The following is a 19,036-nucleotide window of genomic DNA, read 5'->3' on the forward strand; positions in this document are numbered from 1 at the left end:
CCTGTCGCTCGTCGGTGCAGGTGCGGCATTGAAACCTATTCGCTAGACAGCCGTCTGCGCATGTGACACGCCTCCGCCCGGAGAGGAGCGTTTGGCCTGGGTGGCGTAGACCATCACCGCGCGCTCGCATTCGGGAGCACGCAACGCCTGTGACGGTCACCACCCCTGCGCATCATGACGATGCCTTCAACGATCCTCATCATCCGGAAACGACGGCCCGACCCAGTACGGGTATCGGCGGCGCGATGGGCAAGACGGGTTTTGCCTGGGCAGTCTTCGAATTGGCGCGCAACCCGTACTACATCCTGATCGTCATCTATATTTTCGCGCCCTATTTCGCGCGCGATATCATCGGGGCGGACCTGCTTGCCAGCGGGACGCTTGACGGGCTGGATCCGGATACCGCGCGCGCCACCGCCAATGCACAAGGCCAGGCCACCATTGCTTCGGTCACCAAATGGGCCGGCTTTATCGCGGCCTTGACCGCCCCCTTCCTCGGCGCTGCACTCGATCGCGGCGGACGGCTGAAGCCGATCCTGGCCATTTTCCTGGGTTCGATCGTGACCTGTTCGGCCCTGCTGTGGTTCGCCATGCCGGGCGGACAGGGGCTGCCGGTCGGCGCAATCATGGCGCTGCTGGTGGTGGCCTATGTCAGCTACACCTATTCCGAAGTCACCCATAATGCGATGCTGAGCGTGGCGGGGGAGCCCAACCGGCTGGGCATGATTTCGGGCCTCGGTCTTGGCCTCGGTAACCTGGGCGGGGTTCTCATCTTTGCCGCGATGGCGCTGCTCTTCATCCTCCCCGGTACGATGCAATGGCCATTTGCAGCACCATTGTTCGGGATCGACCTCGCCAGTTTCGAACATGCCCGCATCGCCGGCCCCATCTGCGCGGTATGGCTGGCGGTGTTCTCCATTCCGTTCTTCCTCAATGCCCGCGATCCGGGCGTGCCGGGCGCAAGCTGGGCCACGGCGGTCAGGACCGGGGCTCGCAGCGTGATCCAGACCTTCCGCGAGGCAACCCGCTATCGCGAGCTGCTCAAATACCTGCTGGCACGCATGTTCTACGCCGATGGCATGGCGGCCTTGCTGGCGCTGGGTGCGGTCTATGTCGCTCTGTTCCTCGAATGGAATTTCCTGGAAATGCTCTGCTACGCCATCTTCGCCTCGGCCTGGGCCTTCCTTGGCGGGTTGTTCGGCGGGTGGCTGGAGAACAAGGTCGGCGTGAAATACGCGCTGATCCTTGTCATCTTCGGGATGGTGCTGACTCTTCTGGTGCAACTGTCCATCACGCAGGAGAGCCTGTTCTTTGGCGCAATCGCCAATTACCAGGTCTGGGACGGGCCCGTTTTCCAGACCCTGTCGGACCTTGTCTACCTTGGCCTCATCGGCATCGTCGGGGTGACGGCGACGGCGAGCATATCCTCCAGCCGGACCATGCTGGTCGCGCTCGCTCCATCCGGCCGCAGCGGCGAATTCTTCGGGCTCTATGCCATTGCCGGAACGATCACCGTGTGGATGGGGCCGCTGCTGGTGGAATACTTCACGCTGTGGTCGAACAGCCAGCGCATCGGCATGGCGTCGATCTCCATGCTGTTCGTGATCGGGCTGGCGGTGCTGTTCTCGATCAGGATGCCGAGTAGTCCGGCAGCCAGTCACTGAGGATCGCGTTGACCTGGTCTGGCGCATCCTGCTGGACCCAGTGCGAGACTCCCGGCAGCCGCTTCACGGTGATCTGCGGGACCCATTCTTCGGTTCCCTCGGTACACTTGATGTTGAGCGCGACATCTTCCTCGCCCCACACCAGCAAGGTCGGGATTTCGATGCGCATGTCGCCAACGTCAATGGTATTCCGGCACTGCAGCAAGGCGCGGTAGTAGTTGAACATCGCCGTCAGAGCGCCGGGCTTGGCCGCAGCACGGCTGTAGACCTCCTGCACTTCGCGCCCGAACCGCTCAGGGTGGCAACTGGTACGCTGGAAAAGCTGGCCGATCGCCCGGCCCTTGCCGCCGCGCCCCAGCATCTTCTCCGGCAACCATGGCAGCTGGAAGAAGAAGATATACCAGCTCTTCTTGAACTGCCGCCAATGTTTGATCTCGCGCTGGCCCACGGCAGGATGCGGGACATTCATGATCACCAGCCGCTCCAGCGGGCGCAGCCTCAGGATGGCAAAGGCCCAGGCCACGATCGCCCCCCAGTCGTGCGCGATGAGAGTGACTTTCGTCGCACCGCTCGCATCGATCAGCGCGGCGAGGTCCTGCGTCAAATGGTCGAGCGCGTAGCTACGAATGCCCTCAGGCCGCGTGGTTTCCCCATAGCCGCGCATGTTGGGTGCCCATACGCGATAACCCATCTTCGCGAGATGCTGCATCTGGTGGCGCCAGCTGTAATGCAGCTCTGGAAAGCCGTGCACGCATAGCGCCAGGTGCTCACCCTCACCCGCTTTTGCGACCTCGAAGGTCAGCCCATTGGCATCGACCCAGTCGATGGTGATCCCGCTCGCCGCATCGGGCGTCCAGCTTGTCTGCCTCTCCATATTTGCGGGCTTACCACCGCCCGATTGTATGTGCTACATCAGTTGCAAAGAGAAATGGGAGAGGAGAGCACAATGGCCAATTTCGATCTTGTCATCCGTGGCGGAACCATCGTCGACGGGACCGGGGCAGAGCGCTTCACTGGCGACGTCGCCATCAAGGACGGCCTGATCGCGCAGGTTGGCGAAGTCGCAGGGAGCGGCGCTGAAGAAATCGATGCGACAGGCATGGTCGTCACCCCCGGCTTCGTCGATATTCATACCCACTATGATGGCCAGGCCACGTGGGACCAGGAAATGGCCCCCTCCAGCTGGCATGGCGTCACCACGGTGGTGATGGGCAATTGCGGCGTCGGCTTTGCGCCCGCCAAGCCCGACAAGCACGAGTGGCTGATCCAGCTGATGGAAGGCGTCGAGGATATTCCGGGCACCGCGCTGGCCGAAGGCATCACCTGGGAATGGGAGACCTTCCCCGAGTATCTCGACGCGCTTGAGAAAATGCCGCGCACGGTCGATGTCGGCACCCATGTGCCGCATGGAGCAGTAAGGGCCTATGTCCTTGAAGAGCGCGAGGAGCCCGGTGCCGTCCCCACCGAAGACGACATCCGCCAGATGGCGCAGATCGTCGAGGACGGCGTACGCGCTGGCGCGCTGGGCTTTTCGACCAGCCGCACTGTGCTGCACAAGGACGTCAACGGCGTGCTGGTGCCCGGCACCACCGCCACTGCAGAAGAACTGGTCGAACTCGGTCGGGCAATGGGCCGCGCGGGCCATGGCGTGTTCGAAATGGCCAGCGACCTGCGCCGCGAATGGAACGAGTTCGAGTGGATGGGCAATCTGAGCCGCGAGACCGGCCTGCCGGTGACCTTCGCCGCGCTGCAATCGATCGCCAAGGAACAGCCGCTCGACGAGCAGATCAGCAACATGCGCGCCGAGAACGACAATGGTGCCAACATCGTCGCGCAGATCGCGCTGCGCGGCAACGGCATCATCATGGCCTGGCAGGGGACCGTGAACCCGTTCGTCCTGCGCCCCAGCTGGCAGGCGATGGAAGAACTGCCATGGGACGAGAAGAAAGCGAAGCTGCTCGACCCTGCGTTCAAGGCGCAGCTGCTGGCCGAACCCAACGACTATTCCGAAGTCGCGGAAGACGTGAAGGAAGTCATTTTCGCCCTCACCAACGGCTGGGGCCTGATGTTCGAAATGGATGAGGACTTCGACTACGAACCGCCACAGGATGCGACCGTTCAGGCGCGCGGCACCGCATCCGGAGTCGCGCCGCAAGAGTATGCCTATGACATGCTCTGCCGCGATGACGGGAAAGGCTTCATCTACTTCCCGATCCTCAACTATGCCGATGGCGACCTGGAATTCCTGCTGCCCCTGCAGCACAGCGATGACACGGTGAACTCGCTCTCGGACGGCGGCGCTCATTGCGGCACCATCTGCGATGCGGCTTCACCTACCTTCATGCTCCAGCACTGGGTCCGTGATCGCAGGCGCGGCGCCACCATCAGCCTCGAGAACGCCATCAAGCGGCAATGCTGGGACACCGCCAAGCTCTATGGGCTGGAGGATCGCGGCGTGCTCGCGCCCGGCTACCTTGCCGACCTCAATATCATCGACATGGAGCGGCTCAAGCTCGGCAAGCCATGGCTTGCGTTCGACCTGCCGGCGGGCGGCAAGCGGCTGCTGCAGAAGGCCGATGGCTATGTCGCCACCATCAAGAACGGAACCATTACGTTCCGGGACGGTAAATGGACGGGGGCCACGCCGGGCGGACTGATCCGCGGGCCTCAGCGTGTAGAAATGGCAGAGGCAGCAGAATGAAAGCAATCCGCACGGGCGCTCAGCCCTCTTCGCTCGATACCCTCGAATATGTCGATATCGACGAAGCTCCAGCGCCCGGGCCGGGCGAAATCACTGTCCGGCTGAAGGCGAGCTCGCTCAACTTCCATGACTTTGCCGTGGTGGTCGGGATGATCCCGGCGGCAAAGGGCCGCATCCCGATGTCGGATGGTGCTGGTGAAGTGACTGCGGTGGGTGAAGGTGTCACCGAGTATGCGGTCGGCGACCATGTCGTCTCGACCTTCTTCCCGAGCTGGCTCGACGGCGCACCGCCAACGACTGCCTTCACCGGTGTCCCCGGCGACGGGATTGACGGTTACGCCCGCGAAGCCATCACTGCGCCGACCACCTGGTTCACCAAGGCACCCAAGGGCTACTCCGCCGCACAGGCCGCGACCCTGACTTGCGCCGGCCTGACAGCGTGGCGCGCGCTGTTTGTCGACAATTCCATCAAGCCCGGCGACATCGTCCTGACGCAGGGCAGCGGCGGGGTCTCGGTCTTCGCACTGCAATTCGCCAAGATGGCTGGTGCGACCGTCATCTCGACCAGCTCTTCGGGCGAGAAGCTCGATCGGCTCAAGGACCTCGGGGCAGACCACTTGATCAATTACAAGGAAACCGAAGCCTGGGGTGCGAAGGCACTCGAGCTGACTGGCGGCCGCGGTGTTGATTGCGTGGTTGAAATCGGTGGTCCGGGTACGCTCGACCAATCGATCATCGCCACCCGTGTCGGCGGGCACATCGCGCTGATCGGGGTGTTGACCGGGATGGCCGGCAATGTCTCGACCGCGATGCTGATGGGCAAGAACCAACGCCTGCAGGGCCTCACCGTCGGCAGCCGCGCGCAGCAGCTCGACATGATCGCCGCCATCGAAGCCAATGGCATCGCGCCGGTGATCTCCGATCACTTCCCGCTGCAGGACCTCGCCGCAGCTTTCGCCCACCAGGCAGCGAACAAGCACTTCGGCAAGATCTGCGTCGATATTTGATCTGACCCACTAACACCCATGCAAAGCCCGTTCGGGCTGAGCTTGTCGAAGCCCAGCCATTGCCATTGCGAACGGTGGTGCCTGCCCTTCGACAGGCTCAGGGCGAACGGGGATGGGCGCTGAGGCCAACAAGCTTAGGGCTCGATCACGATCCCGACTGACGGATCGGCCTTGCCCGCCAGTGTCTCGAGATAGGCGTTCCGCGCCGCTTCGAGGCCCTGGCGGCGGTCGATACTGATGGTGCCACTGGCGGCGTCGAGGAAATAAGCCCAGCTTTCGGCCATCTGCCTGCCCGCACCCTCGGGCCCAAGCTCCTTGAACAGTGCGACGGCATGGTCGGGCGCGAAGAACAGCGTCGGGGTTGCGCCGGGCAAGTCTGCTCCTGCGCCCATCCCTTCGCCGCGATCCTCGACATGGGTCGCACCGACAAGGCAGGAGTATTTGAGGTCGTCCCCGAAGTGCTTGTGCAGGCTGGCGAGCAATCCCGCATTGCCGGCGAAATCGACGGTTACCGTAGGCACCACTTCGAGTGATCCCACATCGCCATAAGCCACGACTTCGTCGTACATCCCCGTGCCCTTCACAAAATCGACATTGCCCGCCGAGGTCAGCCCGATCCGCCTGATGCCGGGCGAGCGTTGCTTCGCCACCGCCGCGAGGCCCATAGCGGTCTTGGAGGAGGCGCTGGTCAGGATCACCTGCCCGGCCCCGAACCAGTCCTGCCCGCGCATGAAATACTCGATCAGGAAGCCGGTCTTGAACAGCGGGCCGAAGATCATCCGCTCGCCCTCGCGCGCGGGATCATGCTCGGGATCGGCGGCGAGGCGCGAATACTGGTTGTAGATCGGGCTCATCGGCTGGCGATGTGCGGCCGTGTCGACGAAGCTGCTCTTCGAGACATTGCCCGGCACGACATCCAGATGGGTCGCCATGGGGAGGTAGCCATAGACCCGCTCGCCCACGGCGATGTCGGGCAAATTGCTCTCGGTCACTCGGGCGTGGCCCCACATCGGAACGATGCCCATGCCATCCGGCGCGGGGAAGAAGTTCCAGTAGCCGAACCCGTCGCCGACCACGGCGTAGGTGACGTTGTTAGCGGTGACGGAGAAACTCTCGATCTCCAGCCTCACAGCGCCTTCTGCCAGCGGCACGTCCGCAATGTCAGCGATGGCAGTGGTGGCCAGTTCGTCCTTCTGGACGTGGACGGCTTGAGTCATGCGAGGGCTCCTCTCGGTTTCCCCAATCCATCGGTTGCCGCGCCGCGCTAGTCAACCTGCAGCCGAAATTGGCCGCGCGAAGCCTGCTCGATCCGGCGCGCAGTACGCGGACGAATCTTGACGCCCTTTTCTTCAGGTGAACCCAGGCCAAGACGAACATAGGAGAACAGGAACACGCGCGCATGGCTGGTCGCAATGTGACGCCACGGCACCAGGAAAGGCTTCGCAAAGGGCCCGAAGATTTTCCAGACCTTGAACCTCAGGCCACCTGTGCAGACCTGCAGCGTCAGGCAGCCGTTGAAATTGACCCCACCGAAGGCCGATCCACCAAAGATAGCCGACTGCATCGGCAACGAGAGGAGCAATTCCTCGCGCTCATCATCGGGAAACCGCTCTTCAAGCGCATACCAACCCGACATGCGCATGAGCAGCGAGCTTATCAGCAGCCAGAGACCGGCAAAGACAATCGGAAACAGAGTGAGGACGATCGGGAGCGGATCCATCCTCGCCCGGGTCCTACACCCGCATCGGCATCAGCACGTAGAGCGCCGGGCTGTTCTCGTCCTTGCGGATCAGAGTCGGGGCGCCGGCATCGGCCAAGTGCAGTTCGACCGTATCGCTGTCGATCTGGCTGAGGATGTCCTTGAGGTAACCGGCGTTGAAGCCGATCTCGAAACCATCGCTGCTGTATTCGGCAGCGAGTTCCTCGGTCGCAGTGCCGTTGTCGGGCGAAGTGACCGAAAGCGTGACCTTGTCGGCATCGAGGCCCATCTTGACCGCGCGGGTTTTTTCCGTGGCGATGGTCGCCACGCGGTCGACACCTTCGAAGAAGCTCTTCGGGTCGACCTTGAGCAGCTTGTCGTTCCCGGTCGGGATGACGCGCGTATAGTCCGGGAAGGTCCCGTCGATCAGCTTGGAGGTCAGCACGGTGCCGCCCTCCCCACCGAGCGTGAAGCGGATCTTGCTGGCCGAAAGATCGACCTGCACATTGCCGTCCATCCGCTCTTCCAGCAGCTTGCGCAGCTCGGCCACGGCTTTGCGTGGCACGATCACGTCGGGCATGCCGTCGGCACCATCGGGGCGCGCAATGGTGTAGCGCGCCAAACGGTGGCCATCGGTGGCGGCGGCCTTGAGCACAGGCTCGTCTTCATCCGAAACGTGGAAGAAGATGCCGTTGAGGTAATAGCGGGTTTCCTCGGTGCTGATGGCGAAGCGGGTGCGGTCGATCAGCTCGGCCAGCACCTTGGCCGGGATTTCAAAGCTGGTCGGCAGATCGCCTTCGACGATAACCGGGAAATCATCCTTCGGCAGGGTCGGCAGCTGGAAGCGGCTGCGCCCGGCCTTGATCGTCATCCGATTGTCGGCGGTTTCCAGGCTGACCTGGCTGCCATCGGGCAGCTTGCGCGCGATATCGAACAGCAGGTGGGCGGAAACCGTTGTCGAACCGGCGGCATCGACGCCCGCCGCAGCCATGGTTTCCACCACTTGCAGGTCGAGGTCGGTCGCCATCACCTTGACCGCACCACCTTCGCCAGCCTCGATCAGGATGTTCGAGAGGATCGGAATGGTGTTGCGGCGTTCGACAACCGACTGGACATGGGAGAGGCAACGGAGGAGCGTTGCGCGTTCGATGGTGGCCTTCATCGGTCTTTCTCTCGTTTCAGGGGCGCCCAACAGGTGCAAAAACCCCACCGGAATCGCCCCGGGCGCCGGGTAAATTGCCTCTAAACCCTAGCGCACCTGCGAAGCCCCGCAAGGAGTATCGCCCAAGCGGCGGGATTCCTTGGGGATAACCACGAGGTTGTCCCCAAATTCGGACCCGATCAGGCGCTCACCATCGCCATGCCGCCGTTTACATGCAGCGTCTGGCCGGTGATGTAGCCCGCCTCCTTGCTGGCAAGGTAGGCGACAGCAGCGCCGATATCCTCGCCTTCGCCCATGCGGGCCATGGGGATGCGGGCGTTGATCGCCGCCTTCTGGTCGTCGGTCAGCTGGTCGGTCATGGCGGTACGGATAAAGCCGGGGGCGACGCAGTTCACGGTGATGCCACGGCTGGCAAGTTCCTGTGCCAGTGCCTTTGACATGCCGGTGAGCCCGGCCTTGGCCGCAACATAGTTCATTTGGCCTGGGTTTCCGGTCGCTCCGACCACGCTTGTGATGGAGATCATCCGTCCAAACTTCGCCTTCATCATCGGCCGCGCAGCAGCACGCATCAGGCGGAAGGCGGATTCGAGATTGATCTTCATAACCTCGTCCCACTCCTCGTCCTTCATCCGCATGGCGAGGTTGTCACGCGTGATGCCGGCGTTGTTGACGAGAATGTCGATCTTGCCGAGCGTATCGATTGTCGCCGGAATCAGCTCCTCGACCTGCGTGCTGTCGGAAAGGTTGCAGGTGATCTCGACATGATCGTGTCCGAACTCGCTGTTGAGCTCTTCGCGGAAAGACCGGAGCTTCGATGGATTCGAGCCCGACAGCGCCAGCCGCGCACCCTGACGGGCAAGCGCCCGCGCAATGGAGGAGCCGATCCCGCCGCTTGCTCCGGTCACGAGGGCGGTCATTCCTTCAAGCGAGAACATCAACCAATCTCCTTTGCGAGGGCTTCCAGGTCTTCCATTGTGATAGCGCTGGTCACGGCAGCATCCTTGGCGATGCGGCCCACCATCGGGCCAACGACCTTGCCGCCGAGTTCCACGAAATGTGTCACACCCGCAGTGGCCATCGCTTCGACACTCTCGCGCCAACGGACGCGGCCCGTCACCTGCTGGACCAGCAGGTCGCGCTCTGCATCGGCGTCGGTGACCTGTGCTGCGGTGACATTGGCGTATACCGGCAAAGTAAAGCTCTGCGGTGGGGTATCTTCGAAGGCGGCTGCCATGGCATCTGCGGCAGGCTGCATCAGCGAGCAGTGGAATGGCGCAGAAACGGGCAGCATGATGCCGCGCTTGATCCCGTGTTCTTTCGCCAGTTCGATGGCCCGCTCGATCGCGCCCCGATGGCCGGAGATGACCACCTGCGTGGGATCGTTGTCGTTGGCCACTTCGCAGACCTCGCTCTGTGCGGCGGCTGCGGCGAGAGCAGTCGCCTTCTCGATATCGGCTCCGAGCAGCGCGGCCATCGCGCCTACGCCAACCGGCACTGCCGCCTGCATTGCCTGTCCGCGCAACTTCAGCAGACGAGCCGTGTCGGCCAGCGAGAACGCGCCAACAGCACACAGCGCAGTGTATTCGCCCAAGCTGTGACCAGCAACGCAATCGCCCTTGTCAGCCAGCGACACACCGAATTCCTGCTCCAGGACCCGCAGCGTGGCGATGGCATTAGCCATGATAGCCGGCTGGGCGTTTTCGGTCAGCGTCAGATCCGCTTCGGGCCCTTCGCGCATGATGGTACTGAGCGTCTGGCTCAGCGCCTCGTCGACTTCCTCGAACACTTCGCGAGCGGCGGCGCTAGCGACGGCAAGGTCTGCCCCCATGCCGACTTTCTGGCTGCCCTGCCCGGGAAAGATAAATGCGCGCATTGGTAATCTCCTGTCTTGGAGAGCCGGTTAGGTCGGCTGCGGCGGACTCGCAACCCCGAACGGCACGACATGGTTGTCGACCGTATGCCCTATCTTCGCGCGCCCGAGGTAGGGAATACCCGCCCTGTCGCACCAGAATTGCGCGATCTCTTCGGGCGTCTGGCCGAAATCCCGGTCGTTCTCGGGCACGTTTGTAACGTAGCCCAACCGCAATCCTGCAAGGCGCGGCAAAGTATTGGCAAGGCTGAAGAACAGGCGATCGATAGCGTAAAGATGCTCGCTGACTTCTTCGACCATCACGACATGGCCGGAGAGATCCGGTAGCAGCGGCGTATCGACCAGCATCGCCAGCGTGATGAGGTTGAAGGCGACCGTCGGCGTCTTGCCATCGACCGAGGGTTCGACCCCGCTGGCATCGCCGGAAAACCAGTTGAGCACGCGGCGCAGCGCCACCCTGCCGCGCTCGCTGCGCGCGCTCACCGGCATGGATCCGTGCACAGGCTGGCCGATTCCCGCCCGATAGAGCGCGGCGAGCATGTAGCCCATGTCGGAATAGCCGACATAGGTTTTCTCGCGCGCGGCATCGTTCATGCGGGCGATGGCGGCCTGAGCAATACGGTTTGAACCATAGCCGCCCTTGGCGAACCACACGGCGTCGAATTCGGGGTTGTTGGCGCAGTCGACCAGCGCACTGAGCCGGGTCAGGTCGTCCCCGGCATAATGCGCGTAGGTTTCGAAGCACTGGTCATGAAACCACAGCTCGTGCTGGGGATACTCAGCGGCGACGAATTCATGCGCGGCTTCCGCGTGTTCGCGGGTGATGGCCGTGGCCGGGGCGCAGATGGCGATGCGGGTCATGGACAACGGTCTAGCATTCGCTTCACAAAGTGCGAGTCCCCGCGTAGGCGGGGACCTCAGTCCGCCTGTTCCGCCTCAACTGCATGAGATTCCCGCCTGCGCGGGAAATCACTCGGGATTACAATGACCGACCTGCCCGATCCGACCGCCGACCTCACTGCGCGCCCGTGGTTCTTCTGCGGCATCGGCGGCTCGGGGATGCAGCCGCTGGCAGCAATCCTCAAGGGGCGCGGCGCCGAAGTCGCCGGGTCCGACCGCAGCCGCGACCAGGGTCGTACACCGGAGAAATTCGCCGCGCTGGAGGCGCAAGGCTTCGAGCTCTTCCCGCAGGACGGCAGCGGGATCACCCGGCCCGAGCAGGTGCTGGTTGCAAGCGCTGCAGTTGAAGACACAGTGCCTGAAATCGTCCGCGCGAAAGAGCTCGGCCTGCCGCGCCTGACCCGCGCCGATCTCAACGCCGCATTGTTCAATTCTGCCGAGACCGGGATCGCCGTAGCCGGGACCAGCGGCAAGTCCACGGTCACCGCCATGCTTGGCTGGATCCTGCACCATGCCGGGCGCGATCCGACCATCATGAATGGCGCGGTGATGAAGAACTTCGTCTCTCCCGAGCGCCCTTTCGCCAGCGCGGCGGTGGGCGACGCGAACCTCTATGTGTCCGAGGTGGATGAAAGCGACGGGTCGATTGCGTCCTACAAGCCCACGGTCGGTGTCCTCCTCAACGTCAGCCTCGATCACAAGAGCATGGAGGAATTGCGCCAGCTGTTCGGTGACTACGTCGCAGCCTCGGACGTGGCTGTCATCAACGCTGATGACGACGAGGCGCTGCAACTGGAAGGCCGCGCAAAACACGCGATCACATTTGCCATCGATGATCTGGGCGCGAGCATCGGCATCGTCGAAGGCAGCCATGCGGATGGCCCGACCCGGCAGGCAGCGACCGTGATCGATCGACACGACGACAGCGAGCATGCGCTGGTGCTGCATATGCCGGGACTGCACAACCTCTCCAATGCGCTGGCCGCGATCGCCGGGGCGAGTGCGGCTGGCGTGCCCGTCTCCGATGCTGTCGCGGCATTGAGCGAATTCAAGGGCCTCGCGCGCCGGTTCGACATCGTCGGCACCAGTCCTTCAGGCGTGACGGTAATCGACGACTTCGGCCACAACCCGGAGAAATGCCGCGCCACTTTGCGCACGCTCAAGGCGCATCCGGGCCGCGTGCTCGCCTTCTTCCAGCCGCATGGTTACGGGCCCTTGAGGCAGATGGGTGCAGAACTGGCAGAAACCTTTGCCCATGAACTGGGGCCCGATGATCTCACGCTGCTGTGCGACCCGGTCTATTTCGGCGGCACAGTCGACCGCAGCGAAGGCAGCGAGCGCATCGTCGACCTAATCGCCAAGGCGGGCGGAAAAGCTCTGCATATCAATACCCGCGAAGGCTGCGGCGATTTCCTTGTCGCCAATGCCAGGCCGGGCGACCGCATAGTGGTAATGGGCGCGCGCGACGATACGCTGACGGAATTTGCGGCGTCGATCCTGGTGCGACTGGGTTAGACCGACGCCGGTCCCGCCTTTTCGCGTTCGACCGCTCGCTGGTAGCCTTCGCGCGCTTCCAGCCGCTCGCGATAGGCCTTGAGGCTCTCTGGCACCCCTTCGTCGAGGCCTACGCTGCGCGCGAGAATCAACGCGTAGCCGACACAGATATCGGCGACGGTAAAGCGGTCGGCGCACAAGAACTCGCGACCCTCCAGCCGCTGCTCGACCTTGATCAGCCGCTTCCAGAACCACTTGGCATAGGCGTCGCCCGCTTCGGCCCAGCCCTTGTCCTTCTCGAACAGTGCGAAACGCATGTAGACCGTTTGCGGGAAAGTGATTGTCGCATCGGCGTGATAGGTGAAGTCGAGATATTCGGCATAGTCCCGCTCACCGGGCGCGATGGCCAGGTCGGTATAGCCGTCCTTTGTCGCTAGGTAGTGCGCGATGGCGCAGCTCTCGGTCATCCGCGAGTCGCCATCGACCAACAACGGGATCGTCCCCAGCGGGTTGATTTCCAGGTACTCCGGCGCCTTGAAGCGCGGAGGAAACGGGAGCAGCCTGAGCTCGACATCGACCCCGGCTTCCTCTGCAGCCCAGGTGCAGCGCAGCCCGCGCGAGCCACGGCAGGTATGGAGGATAGGACGCGCCGTCATCTCAATGCGCCTGAGCTCCATCATCGCCATGCGCGCCGAACTTCAGCACATGGTGCAGCACAAACACGATGATCGCGCCCAGGACCAGGCCGAAGATAGCCGAGAGGCCGGCATAGGTCGTCCAGCCCAGCACGCCCGAAAGCGCTCCCGTCGTTTCCTCGACGGCGTGCTGAACGCTGTGCGCAAGGTCGGACGGGGCGTGAATCCCGATCTCGTGCAGCCCGTGCAGGATGATCCCGCCACCAACCCACAGCATCGCGATGGTCCCGATGAACGACAGCGCGACCAGCAGCCGCGGCATCGCCAACAGCAGGAACTCGCCGATTTTCTGCCCTGCCTCGCCACCTTCTTCCTTCAAATGCAGGCCGACATCATCCATCTTCACGATCAGGGCGACCGCGCCATAAACCACCAGCGTGATGGCGATCCCCACCGCAGCAAGCGCTGCTGCGCGGATCCAGAATTCATCGCTGATCTTGGCAATCTCGTTCAGCGATATCGCCATGATCTCGGCAGAAAGGATCAGATCGGTCCGAATCGCACCGTTGATCCGCTTCTTCTCGAACTCCTCCACGTCCTCGATCGGATCTTCCAGCGTCTTGCCATGCTTCGGCTCACCCAGCTTTTCCATCACCTTCTCAGCGCCTTCGTAGCAAAGGTAGCTGCCGCCCATGATAAGGATGTAAGTAATCGCCTGAGGTAACAGCCAACTGAGCAGCAATGCCCCTGGCAACAGCAGGATCAGCTTGTTCTTGAGGCTGCCCTTGGTGATGCTCCAGATGATCGGCAGTTCCCGCGCAGGCGAGAGGCCTGTGACATAACCCGGCGTCACTGCGGCATCGTCGATCACCACTCCGGCGGCCTTGGTGCCCGCCTTGCTCGCCGCGACGCTGACATCGTCGATCGAAGCCGCCGCTGCCCGCGCAATCACCGCAACATCGTCTAACAGTGCCATCAGGCCACCGGGCACAGGCATTCTCCCATTCGTAAAGCGTGTCTCGAACGCCGCACTGCCTGCGCAATGGCGGCGAGGCAAGGCTTGCATTATGCGCCGATCCCGCTATGTGCGCCGCTTCCGTGCTTCAGGGCTCGGAAACGAAGAAAGCCGGAGGGGCCCCCGCGCGGTGTGGGACAAGCCAGCGATCGGCGTGGAAATGAAAGGACGCGAGATGGCTCTGTACGAGCATATCTTTCTCGCGCGTCAGGATCTGAGCCAGGCTCAGGTCGACGCGCTGGCGGCTACCGCCACTGAAATTGTCGAGGCCAACGAAGGCAAGGTCACCAAGACCGAAACCTGGGGCCTGAAGAACCTGGCTTACAAGATCGACCGCAACCGCAAGGCGCACTTCGTGATGTTGAACATCGAAGGCCCCGGCAGCGTCGTTGCCGAGCTGGAGCGCCAGACGCGCATCAACGAAGACGTCATCCGTTACATGACCATCCGTGTCGAAGAGCACGAAGAAGGTCCGAGCGTGATGATGCGCAAGAACGACCGCGACAGCAAGAAGCGTCGCGAACGCGAGGAGCGCAACTGATGGCCCGCCCGTTTTTCCGTCGCCGCAAGACTTGCCCGTTCTCGGCCAAGAATGCACCCAAGATCGACTACAAGGACACGCGCCTGCTGCAGGGCTTCATGTCCGAGCGTGGCAAGATCGTCCCCAGCCGCATCACCGCCGTCAGCGCGAAGAAGCAGCGTGAGCTCGCCAAGGCGATCAAGCGCGCGCGCCACATCGGCCTGCTGCCCTACATCGTGAAGTAAGGAGAAGGCATCATGGATATCATTCTCCTCGAACGCATCGGCAACCTCGGCTCGATCGGTGACGTTGTTACCGTGAAGGACGGCTACGCCCGCAACTTCCTGCTCCCGCAGAAGAAGGCCCTGCGTGCCAACGAAGCCAACAAGAAGGTCTTCGAAGCCAATCGTGAACGCCTCGAGCAGGAAAATGCCGAGAAGCGCAGCGAAGCCGAAAAGCTGGGCGAAAAGGTCGCTGGCACCGAGATCGTCCTGATCCGTGCTTCGTCCAACGCCGGGCAGCTTTATGGTTCGGTCAACCTGCGTGACGTCGTTGCCGGTCTCGAAGAAAAGGGCCACGCGATCGACAAGAAGCAGGTCGTGATGGGTCACCCGATCAAGACCATCGGCATGCACGATGTCACCATCGCGCTCCACCCCGAGGTCCACATCACCGTCAAGGCCAATGTCGCCCGTTCGGACGACGAAGCCGAACTGCAGAGCCAGGGCGTGGACGTGCTCGCCCAGCTGTTCGAAGAAGAGCAGAAGGAAATCGAGGAAGCCGCTGCGGCGACTGCGATTCCCGCTCAGCTCGAGCCGGGCGAGATCCCCGCTGAACTGCTGGAAGATGGCGCTGAGACTGAAGCCTCTGCCGAAGACGGCGAAGAAACCACCGAAGGCTGATTTACCTGCCTTTCGGGTTGCAAAAAGGGCGTGGCCTATGCGGGCTGCGCCCTTTTTCTATGCGTGGCACAGACCTGGCGAGCAGGGGTCCGACCGCTTGAATTGTCACAAAAAGGCGTTAGGGGCTGGTCATGCAGACTGTTTCCAACATCATCAAAGACCTCCACCGCGTTTTCGATGCGGCAACCATAACCCTGCGCGAAGACGTGCTCGCCTATGCCAAGGACGGCACCTTGCCTCCTGCTTCGCGCCGCACCGATGGCAGCTATTCCTACCCCGAGTTGCGGCTGCACTTTGCCGGCAAGGGCAACCCCTCGGACCGCTCGCGGGCATTCGGACGGCTGGAGCAAGCCGGGACTTTCGTCACCACGATCACCCGCCCGGCGCTGTTCGAAAGCTACCTTACTGAACAACTGGAGCTGATCACCAGCGACTATGACGTGACTCTCGAAGTCACGCGTTCGGACCAGGAAATACCGTTCCCCTACGTCCTCGATGGCGATGCCGGGGCCAAGATGGCCGGGATCGCGCCGATGGAACTGGCCGAACATTTTCCCTCGACCGATCTCGCACTGATCGGGGACGAACTGGCCGACGGGCATGAGATCTTCGACATGGATGGCACGGCCATGCCGCTGTCGCTGTTCGACGGCCTGCGCACCGATTATTCGCTAGCCCGGCTGGCCCATTACACCGGCACACGGACGGAGGATTTCCAGCACTTCATCCTGTTCACCAACTACCATCGCTATGTCGATGAATTCGTGGACTGGGCAGCGCAGCAGATCGGCAGCGACGGCTACACCGGGCTGACAGGCGCTGGCGGACTCGACATTGGCGAGCGGACCGACAACGCCCGCGAGCAACTGTCCGACACCGCCTGGCGCAAGCACCAGATGCCCGCCTATCACCTCTTGCGCGGTGACAAGACCGGGATCACGCTGGTCAATATCGGGGTCGGCCCCTCCAACGCCAAGACCATCTGCGATCACCTTGCAGTGCTGCGTCCGCACAGCTGGCTGATGATCGGCCACTGCGGGGGCCTGCGCTCCAGCCAGAAGATCGGCGATTTCGTGCTTGCTCACGCCTATCTACGCGACGATCACGTGCTCGACGCGGTGCTGCCGCCGGAGATCCCGATCCCGCCGATTGCCGAAGTGCAGCAGGCACTGGCCGGTGCGGCGGAGCAAGTCTCGGGCGAGCAAGGCTCCAACCTCAAGCAGCGTATGCGCACCGGCACCGTCGTCACCACCGACGATCGCAACTGGGAGCTACTCTATTCGTCCAGCGCGATGCGTTTTTCGCAGAGCCGTGCCATCGCCATCGAGATGGAAAGCGCCACCATCGCCGCGCAGGGTTATCGCTTCCGCGTCCCCTACGGCACGCTGCTGTGCGTGAGCGACAAGCCGCTTCACGGCGAGATCAAGCTGCCCGGGCAGGCCAACCAGTTCTATGAAGAAGCCATCGCCGCGCACCTGCAAATGGGCATCGAAGCCTGCAAACGCCTGCGCGACGAAGGCGACCGTTTGCACAGTCGCAAGCTGCGCGCCTTCAACGAGCCGCCGTTCCGGTAATCGCCGTATTAGTATGTGTTACTTAGCTTAACGTGATTTAAAGACCTTCCCTGCGACTAGCGCGCTCGATGATATCGATCGATCGCACTCAAGACGCGCGGCCGTGGCCTGTGCGCCTGTTCGGGCTTGGCCAGCTGGCGCTGTGCACAGCGGCGATCGGCTCGCTTCTCCTCACGCCGCCTGCGCAAGGGCAGATGGCGCTTTACCCGGTCACGGAAGCCGGCAAGCACGAGCTTGCGCGGATCGCTACTTCCGACGGCCGCTCCATCATCTCCATGGCACCTATTTCGGGCGGGCTGGTCATCCAGGGCCAGCGCCCGGATTGGATCCCCCTCCTGCTCGACCATGGAATCCTCGCCCTCGCCGTCCAGGACAGCGGCTGCATCGGAATTCAAACCACATGACCAACGAACTCGATCGCTTGCGCCAACAAGGCGTGAAGTGGATCACTCTGGGCGGCTGGGGCGCGACCTTCGCCATAGGCTTGCTGAGCGTGCCGATGGGCCGCCAGGCGCTGGTCGCCTGCGGGATCAGCGCACTGCTCAACCTGCTTCCTACGCTGGCTACCCTGACGAAGCGCGCCGATGTATCCGCTCGCTATGCGGTTGCCTTGATGGCGGCGCTACAACCTGCCTTGCTGCTCTACGCCATGCGCGGGGCGGAGTGGCAGATCGACATGCACATGTATTTCTTCGTCGGGCTCGCGGTGCTCACGATCCTGTGCGACCCGCGTCCGATCCTGCTGGCGGCAGCGACCATCGCCGCGCACCACTTGCTGTTGGCATTTCTTTCGCCGACCTGGGTCTTCTCCGGTGGAGGCGGGATCGAACGCGTTCTGGTGCACGCGCTCGCTGTTGTGCTCCAGGCCGGGGCGCTATCTTACCTTGCGATGCATCTTGGCTCGGTCCTGTCGAGACTGGGCCAGGCAGTAGTCGAAAGCGAACGTGCCAAGGTCGAAGCGACCGATGCCCTGCGGCAGGCCGACCAGGAACGCGCCGCTCGCGTGCAAGCCGAGCTCGAACAGGCTGAAAGTCGACGGGCGGATATGCTCCGCATTGCACAGGAGTTCGAATCATCGGTCGCTGAGCTGACAGCTTCGGTTGCGAAGAGCGCCGAGGAACTCGACCGCGCCATGGACACGCTTGACGAGACCGTGAAGGACACGGGCCGTGAAGCGAGTGAAGTCGCCGCATCGGCGTCGCAGGTTTCCAATGCCGCCGGGCATGTCGCCCACGGCGTAACCAAGCTCTCGCACTCGATCAGCAATATCGCGGTGACAGCGGGCCAGCAGGATACATTGGCCAGCACTGCGGGTGCACGCTCGACCTCTGGCGTCGCAGCAGTCGGCAGCCTTTCAGGCCATTCCATGACCATCGGCGAAGCAACCAAGTCCATCGCCAGCGTCGCCGCCAAGACCAATTTGCTAGCGCTCAACGCCGCCATCGAAGCCGCTTCGGCAGGCGATGCCGGGCGCGGGTTTGCGGTAGTGGCGCAGGAAGTCAAGGACCTGGCCAACCAGGCCGCGCGTGCGACCGACCAGATCGACGAGCTTCTCTCAGGCGTGCAATCGGGCACGCTGGAAGCGGAAACGAGCTTTGCCGAGCTGAGCGAGACCATTGCCGAAGTTGCCCGCTCTGCCGCCGCGATCAAGAACGACGTCGACAGCCAGCGCTCGGTTGCCGCCAGCATCGAAAGCAACGCCAGCGAAACCGCGCAGGGGACCGACGAAATGGCCCGCCGCAGTGCGTCCCTGGCTCAGAACGCCAGCACGACCGAGAAGCTGTTCAGCGACACGCGCGGAACGGTGAAAGGCCTGCTGGAGAACATCCGCTCGCTGGAAAGCTCGGCCAACCGCTTTGTGGCGAACATCAAGGTCGCTTGAGCGCTTGCCAT

19 protein-coding genes are annotated in these 19,036 nt (G+C 62.8%); 10 read left to right on the top strand and 9 right to left on the bottom strand.

All coding sequences use genetic code 11. The features are described 5' to 3' along the window. Positions 1 to 149: 149 nt before the first annotated feature. On the top strand, positions 150 to 1,664 hold the full coding sequence (locus QPW08_RS10290; RefSeq protein ID WP_284125725.1) for an MFS transporter: 1,515 nt from the start codon (positions 150 to 152) through the stop codon (positions 1,662 to 1,664). Here QPW08_RS10290 and QPW08_RS10295 read toward each other — a convergent pair. Continuing rightward, on the bottom strand, positions 1,630 to 2,538 hold the full coding sequence (locus QPW08_RS10295) for an alpha/beta fold hydrolase (protein ID WP_284125726.1): 909 nt from the start codon (positions 2,536 to 2,538) through the stop codon (positions 1,630 to 1,632). The genes QPW08_RS10290 and QPW08_RS10295 overlap by 35 nt on opposite strands. Positions 2,539 to 2,610: 72 nt before the next feature. Between QPW08_RS10295 and QPW08_RS10300 the strand changes: the two genes are divergently transcribed. Together QPW08_RS10300 and QPW08_RS10305 are read left to right on the top strand one after the other, a co-directional pair. After that, entirely contained in the window at positions 2,611 to 4,365 is a 1,755-nt protein-coding gene (locus QPW08_RS10300) for an N-acyl-D-amino-acid deacylase family protein (RefSeq protein ID WP_284125727.1), read from the top strand. Continuing rightward, the gene (locus tag QPW08_RS10305) at positions 4,362 to 5,372 is read left to right on the top strand and encodes a zinc-dependent alcohol dehydrogenase family protein (protein ID WP_284125728.1); all 1,011 of its coding nucleotides are present in this window, start codon (positions 4,362 to 4,364) and stop codon (positions 5,370 to 5,372) included. Before QPW08_RS10300 ends, QPW08_RS10305 begins: the two co-directional genes overlap by 4 nt. Positions 5,373 to 5,506: 134 nt before the next feature. Here QPW08_RS10305 and QPW08_RS10310 read toward each other — a convergent pair whose 3' ends face one another. The 6 genes from QPW08_RS10310 to QPW08_RS10335 form a co-directional block, all read right to left on the bottom strand. Next, complete coding sequence (locus tag QPW08_RS10310) at positions 5,507 to 6,589, bottom strand: DUF2855 family protein (RefSeq protein WP_284125729.1); 1,083 nt, start codon at positions 6,587 to 6,589, stop codon at positions 5,507 to 5,509. Positions 6,590 to 6,636: 47 nt separating this feature from the next. After that, a complete protein-coding gene (locus tag QPW08_RS10315; protein ID WP_284125730.1) occupies positions 6,637 to 7,092 on the bottom strand; it encodes a hypothetical protein in 456 nt (151 codons plus the stop codon). 13 nt (positions 7,093 to 7,105) lie between these two features. Next, entirely contained in the window at positions 7,106 to 8,233 is a 1,128-nt protein-coding gene (gene dnaN / locus QPW08_RS10320) for a DNA polymerase III subunit beta (RefSeq protein ID WP_284125731.1), read from the bottom strand. Between the two features lie 179 nt (positions 8,234 to 8,412). Next, a complete protein-coding gene (gene fabG / locus QPW08_RS10325; protein WP_284125732.1) occupies positions 8,413 to 9,168 on the bottom strand; it encodes a 3-oxoacyl-[acyl-carrier-protein] reductase in 756 nt (251 codons plus the stop codon). Continuing rightward, positions 9,168 to 10,106, bottom strand: a complete 939-nt coding sequence (gene fabD / locus QPW08_RS10330) for an ACP S-malonyltransferase (protein ID WP_284125733.1) — start codon at positions 10,104 to 10,106, stop codon at positions 9,168 to 9,170. Before fabD ends, fabG begins: the two co-directional genes overlap by 1 nt. 27 nt (positions 10,107 to 10,133) lie before the next feature. Next, on the bottom strand, positions 10,134 to 10,964 hold the full coding sequence (locus tag QPW08_RS10335) for an LD-carboxypeptidase (RefSeq protein WP_284125734.1): 831 nt from the start codon (positions 10,962 to 10,964) through the stop codon (positions 10,134 to 10,136). 123 nt (positions 10,965 to 11,087) lie between these two features. Here QPW08_RS10335 and QPW08_RS10340 point away from each other — a divergent pair, with 123 nt between their 5' ends. After that, entirely contained in the window at positions 11,088 to 12,518 is a 1,431-nt protein-coding gene (locus QPW08_RS10340) for a glutamate ligase domain-containing protein (protein WP_284125735.1), read from the top strand. Here QPW08_RS10340 and QPW08_RS10345 read toward each other — a convergent pair. Then, positions 12,515 to 13,153 (bottom strand): glutathione S-transferase family protein, encoded by a 639-nt coding sequence (locus QPW08_RS10345; RefSeq protein ID WP_284125736.1) that lies wholly within the window; start codon positions 13,151 to 13,153, stop codon positions 12,515 to 12,517. The genes QPW08_RS10340 and QPW08_RS10345 overlap by 4 nt on opposite strands. Position 13,154: 1 nt before the next feature. Next, the gene (locus QPW08_RS10350) at positions 13,155 to 14,123 is read right to left on the bottom strand and encodes a DUF808 domain-containing protein (protein WP_284126335.1); all 969 of its coding nucleotides are present in this window, start codon (positions 14,121 to 14,123) and stop codon (positions 13,155 to 13,157) included. Positions 14,124 to 14,322: 199 nt separating this feature from the next. Between QPW08_RS10350 and rpsF the strand changes: the two genes are divergently transcribed. The 6 genes from rpsF to QPW08_RS10380 all read left to right on the top strand — a co-directional run bounded on the left by rpsF (position 14,323) and on the right by QPW08_RS10380 (position 19,025). Beyond that, positions 14,323 to 14,688, top strand: coding sequence for a 30S ribosomal protein S6 (gene rpsF, locus QPW08_RS10355; RefSeq protein ID WP_284126336.1), 366 nt, complete (start codon positions 14,323 to 14,325; stop codon positions 14,686 to 14,688). Next, positions 14,688 to 14,912, top strand: coding sequence for a 30S ribosomal protein S18 (gene rpsR, locus QPW08_RS10360; RefSeq protein WP_011414399.1), 225 nt, complete (start codon positions 14,688 to 14,690; stop codon positions 14,910 to 14,912). Before rpsF ends, rpsR begins: the two co-directional genes overlap by 1 nt. Positions 14,913 to 14,924: 12 nt before the next feature. Beyond that, positions 14,925 to 15,569: a 50S ribosomal protein L9 gene (rplI, locus tag QPW08_RS10365; RefSeq protein ID WP_284125737.1), complete on the top strand. Its 645-nt coding sequence runs from the start codon at positions 14,925 to 14,927 to the stop codon at positions 15,567 to 15,569. Positions 15,570 to 15,700: 131 nt separating this feature from the next. Beyond that, positions 15,701 to 17,143 (top strand): AMP nucleosidase, encoded by a 1,443-nt coding sequence (locus QPW08_RS10370; protein WP_284125738.1) that lies wholly within the window; start codon positions 15,701 to 15,703, stop codon positions 17,141 to 17,143. Between the two features lie 68 nt (positions 17,144 to 17,211). After that, positions 17,212 to 17,547, top strand: a complete 336-nt coding sequence (locus tag QPW08_RS10375; RefSeq protein ID WP_284125739.1) for a hypothetical protein — start codon at positions 17,212 to 17,214, stop codon at positions 17,545 to 17,547. Further along, a complete protein-coding gene (locus QPW08_RS10380) occupies positions 17,544 to 19,025 on the top strand; it encodes a methyl-accepting chemotaxis protein (RefSeq protein WP_284125740.1) in 1,482 nt (493 codons plus the stop codon). The genes QPW08_RS10375 and QPW08_RS10380 overlap by 4 nt, the downstream gene beginning before the upstream one ends. Positions 19,026 to 19,036 lie beyond the last annotated feature (11 nt).

This window comes from Parerythrobacter aestuarii (assembly GCF_030140925.1).
GTDB classification, from domain to species: Bacteria; Pseudomonadota; Alphaproteobacteria; order Sphingomonadales; family Sphingomonadaceae; genus Parerythrobacter; species Parerythrobacter aestuarii.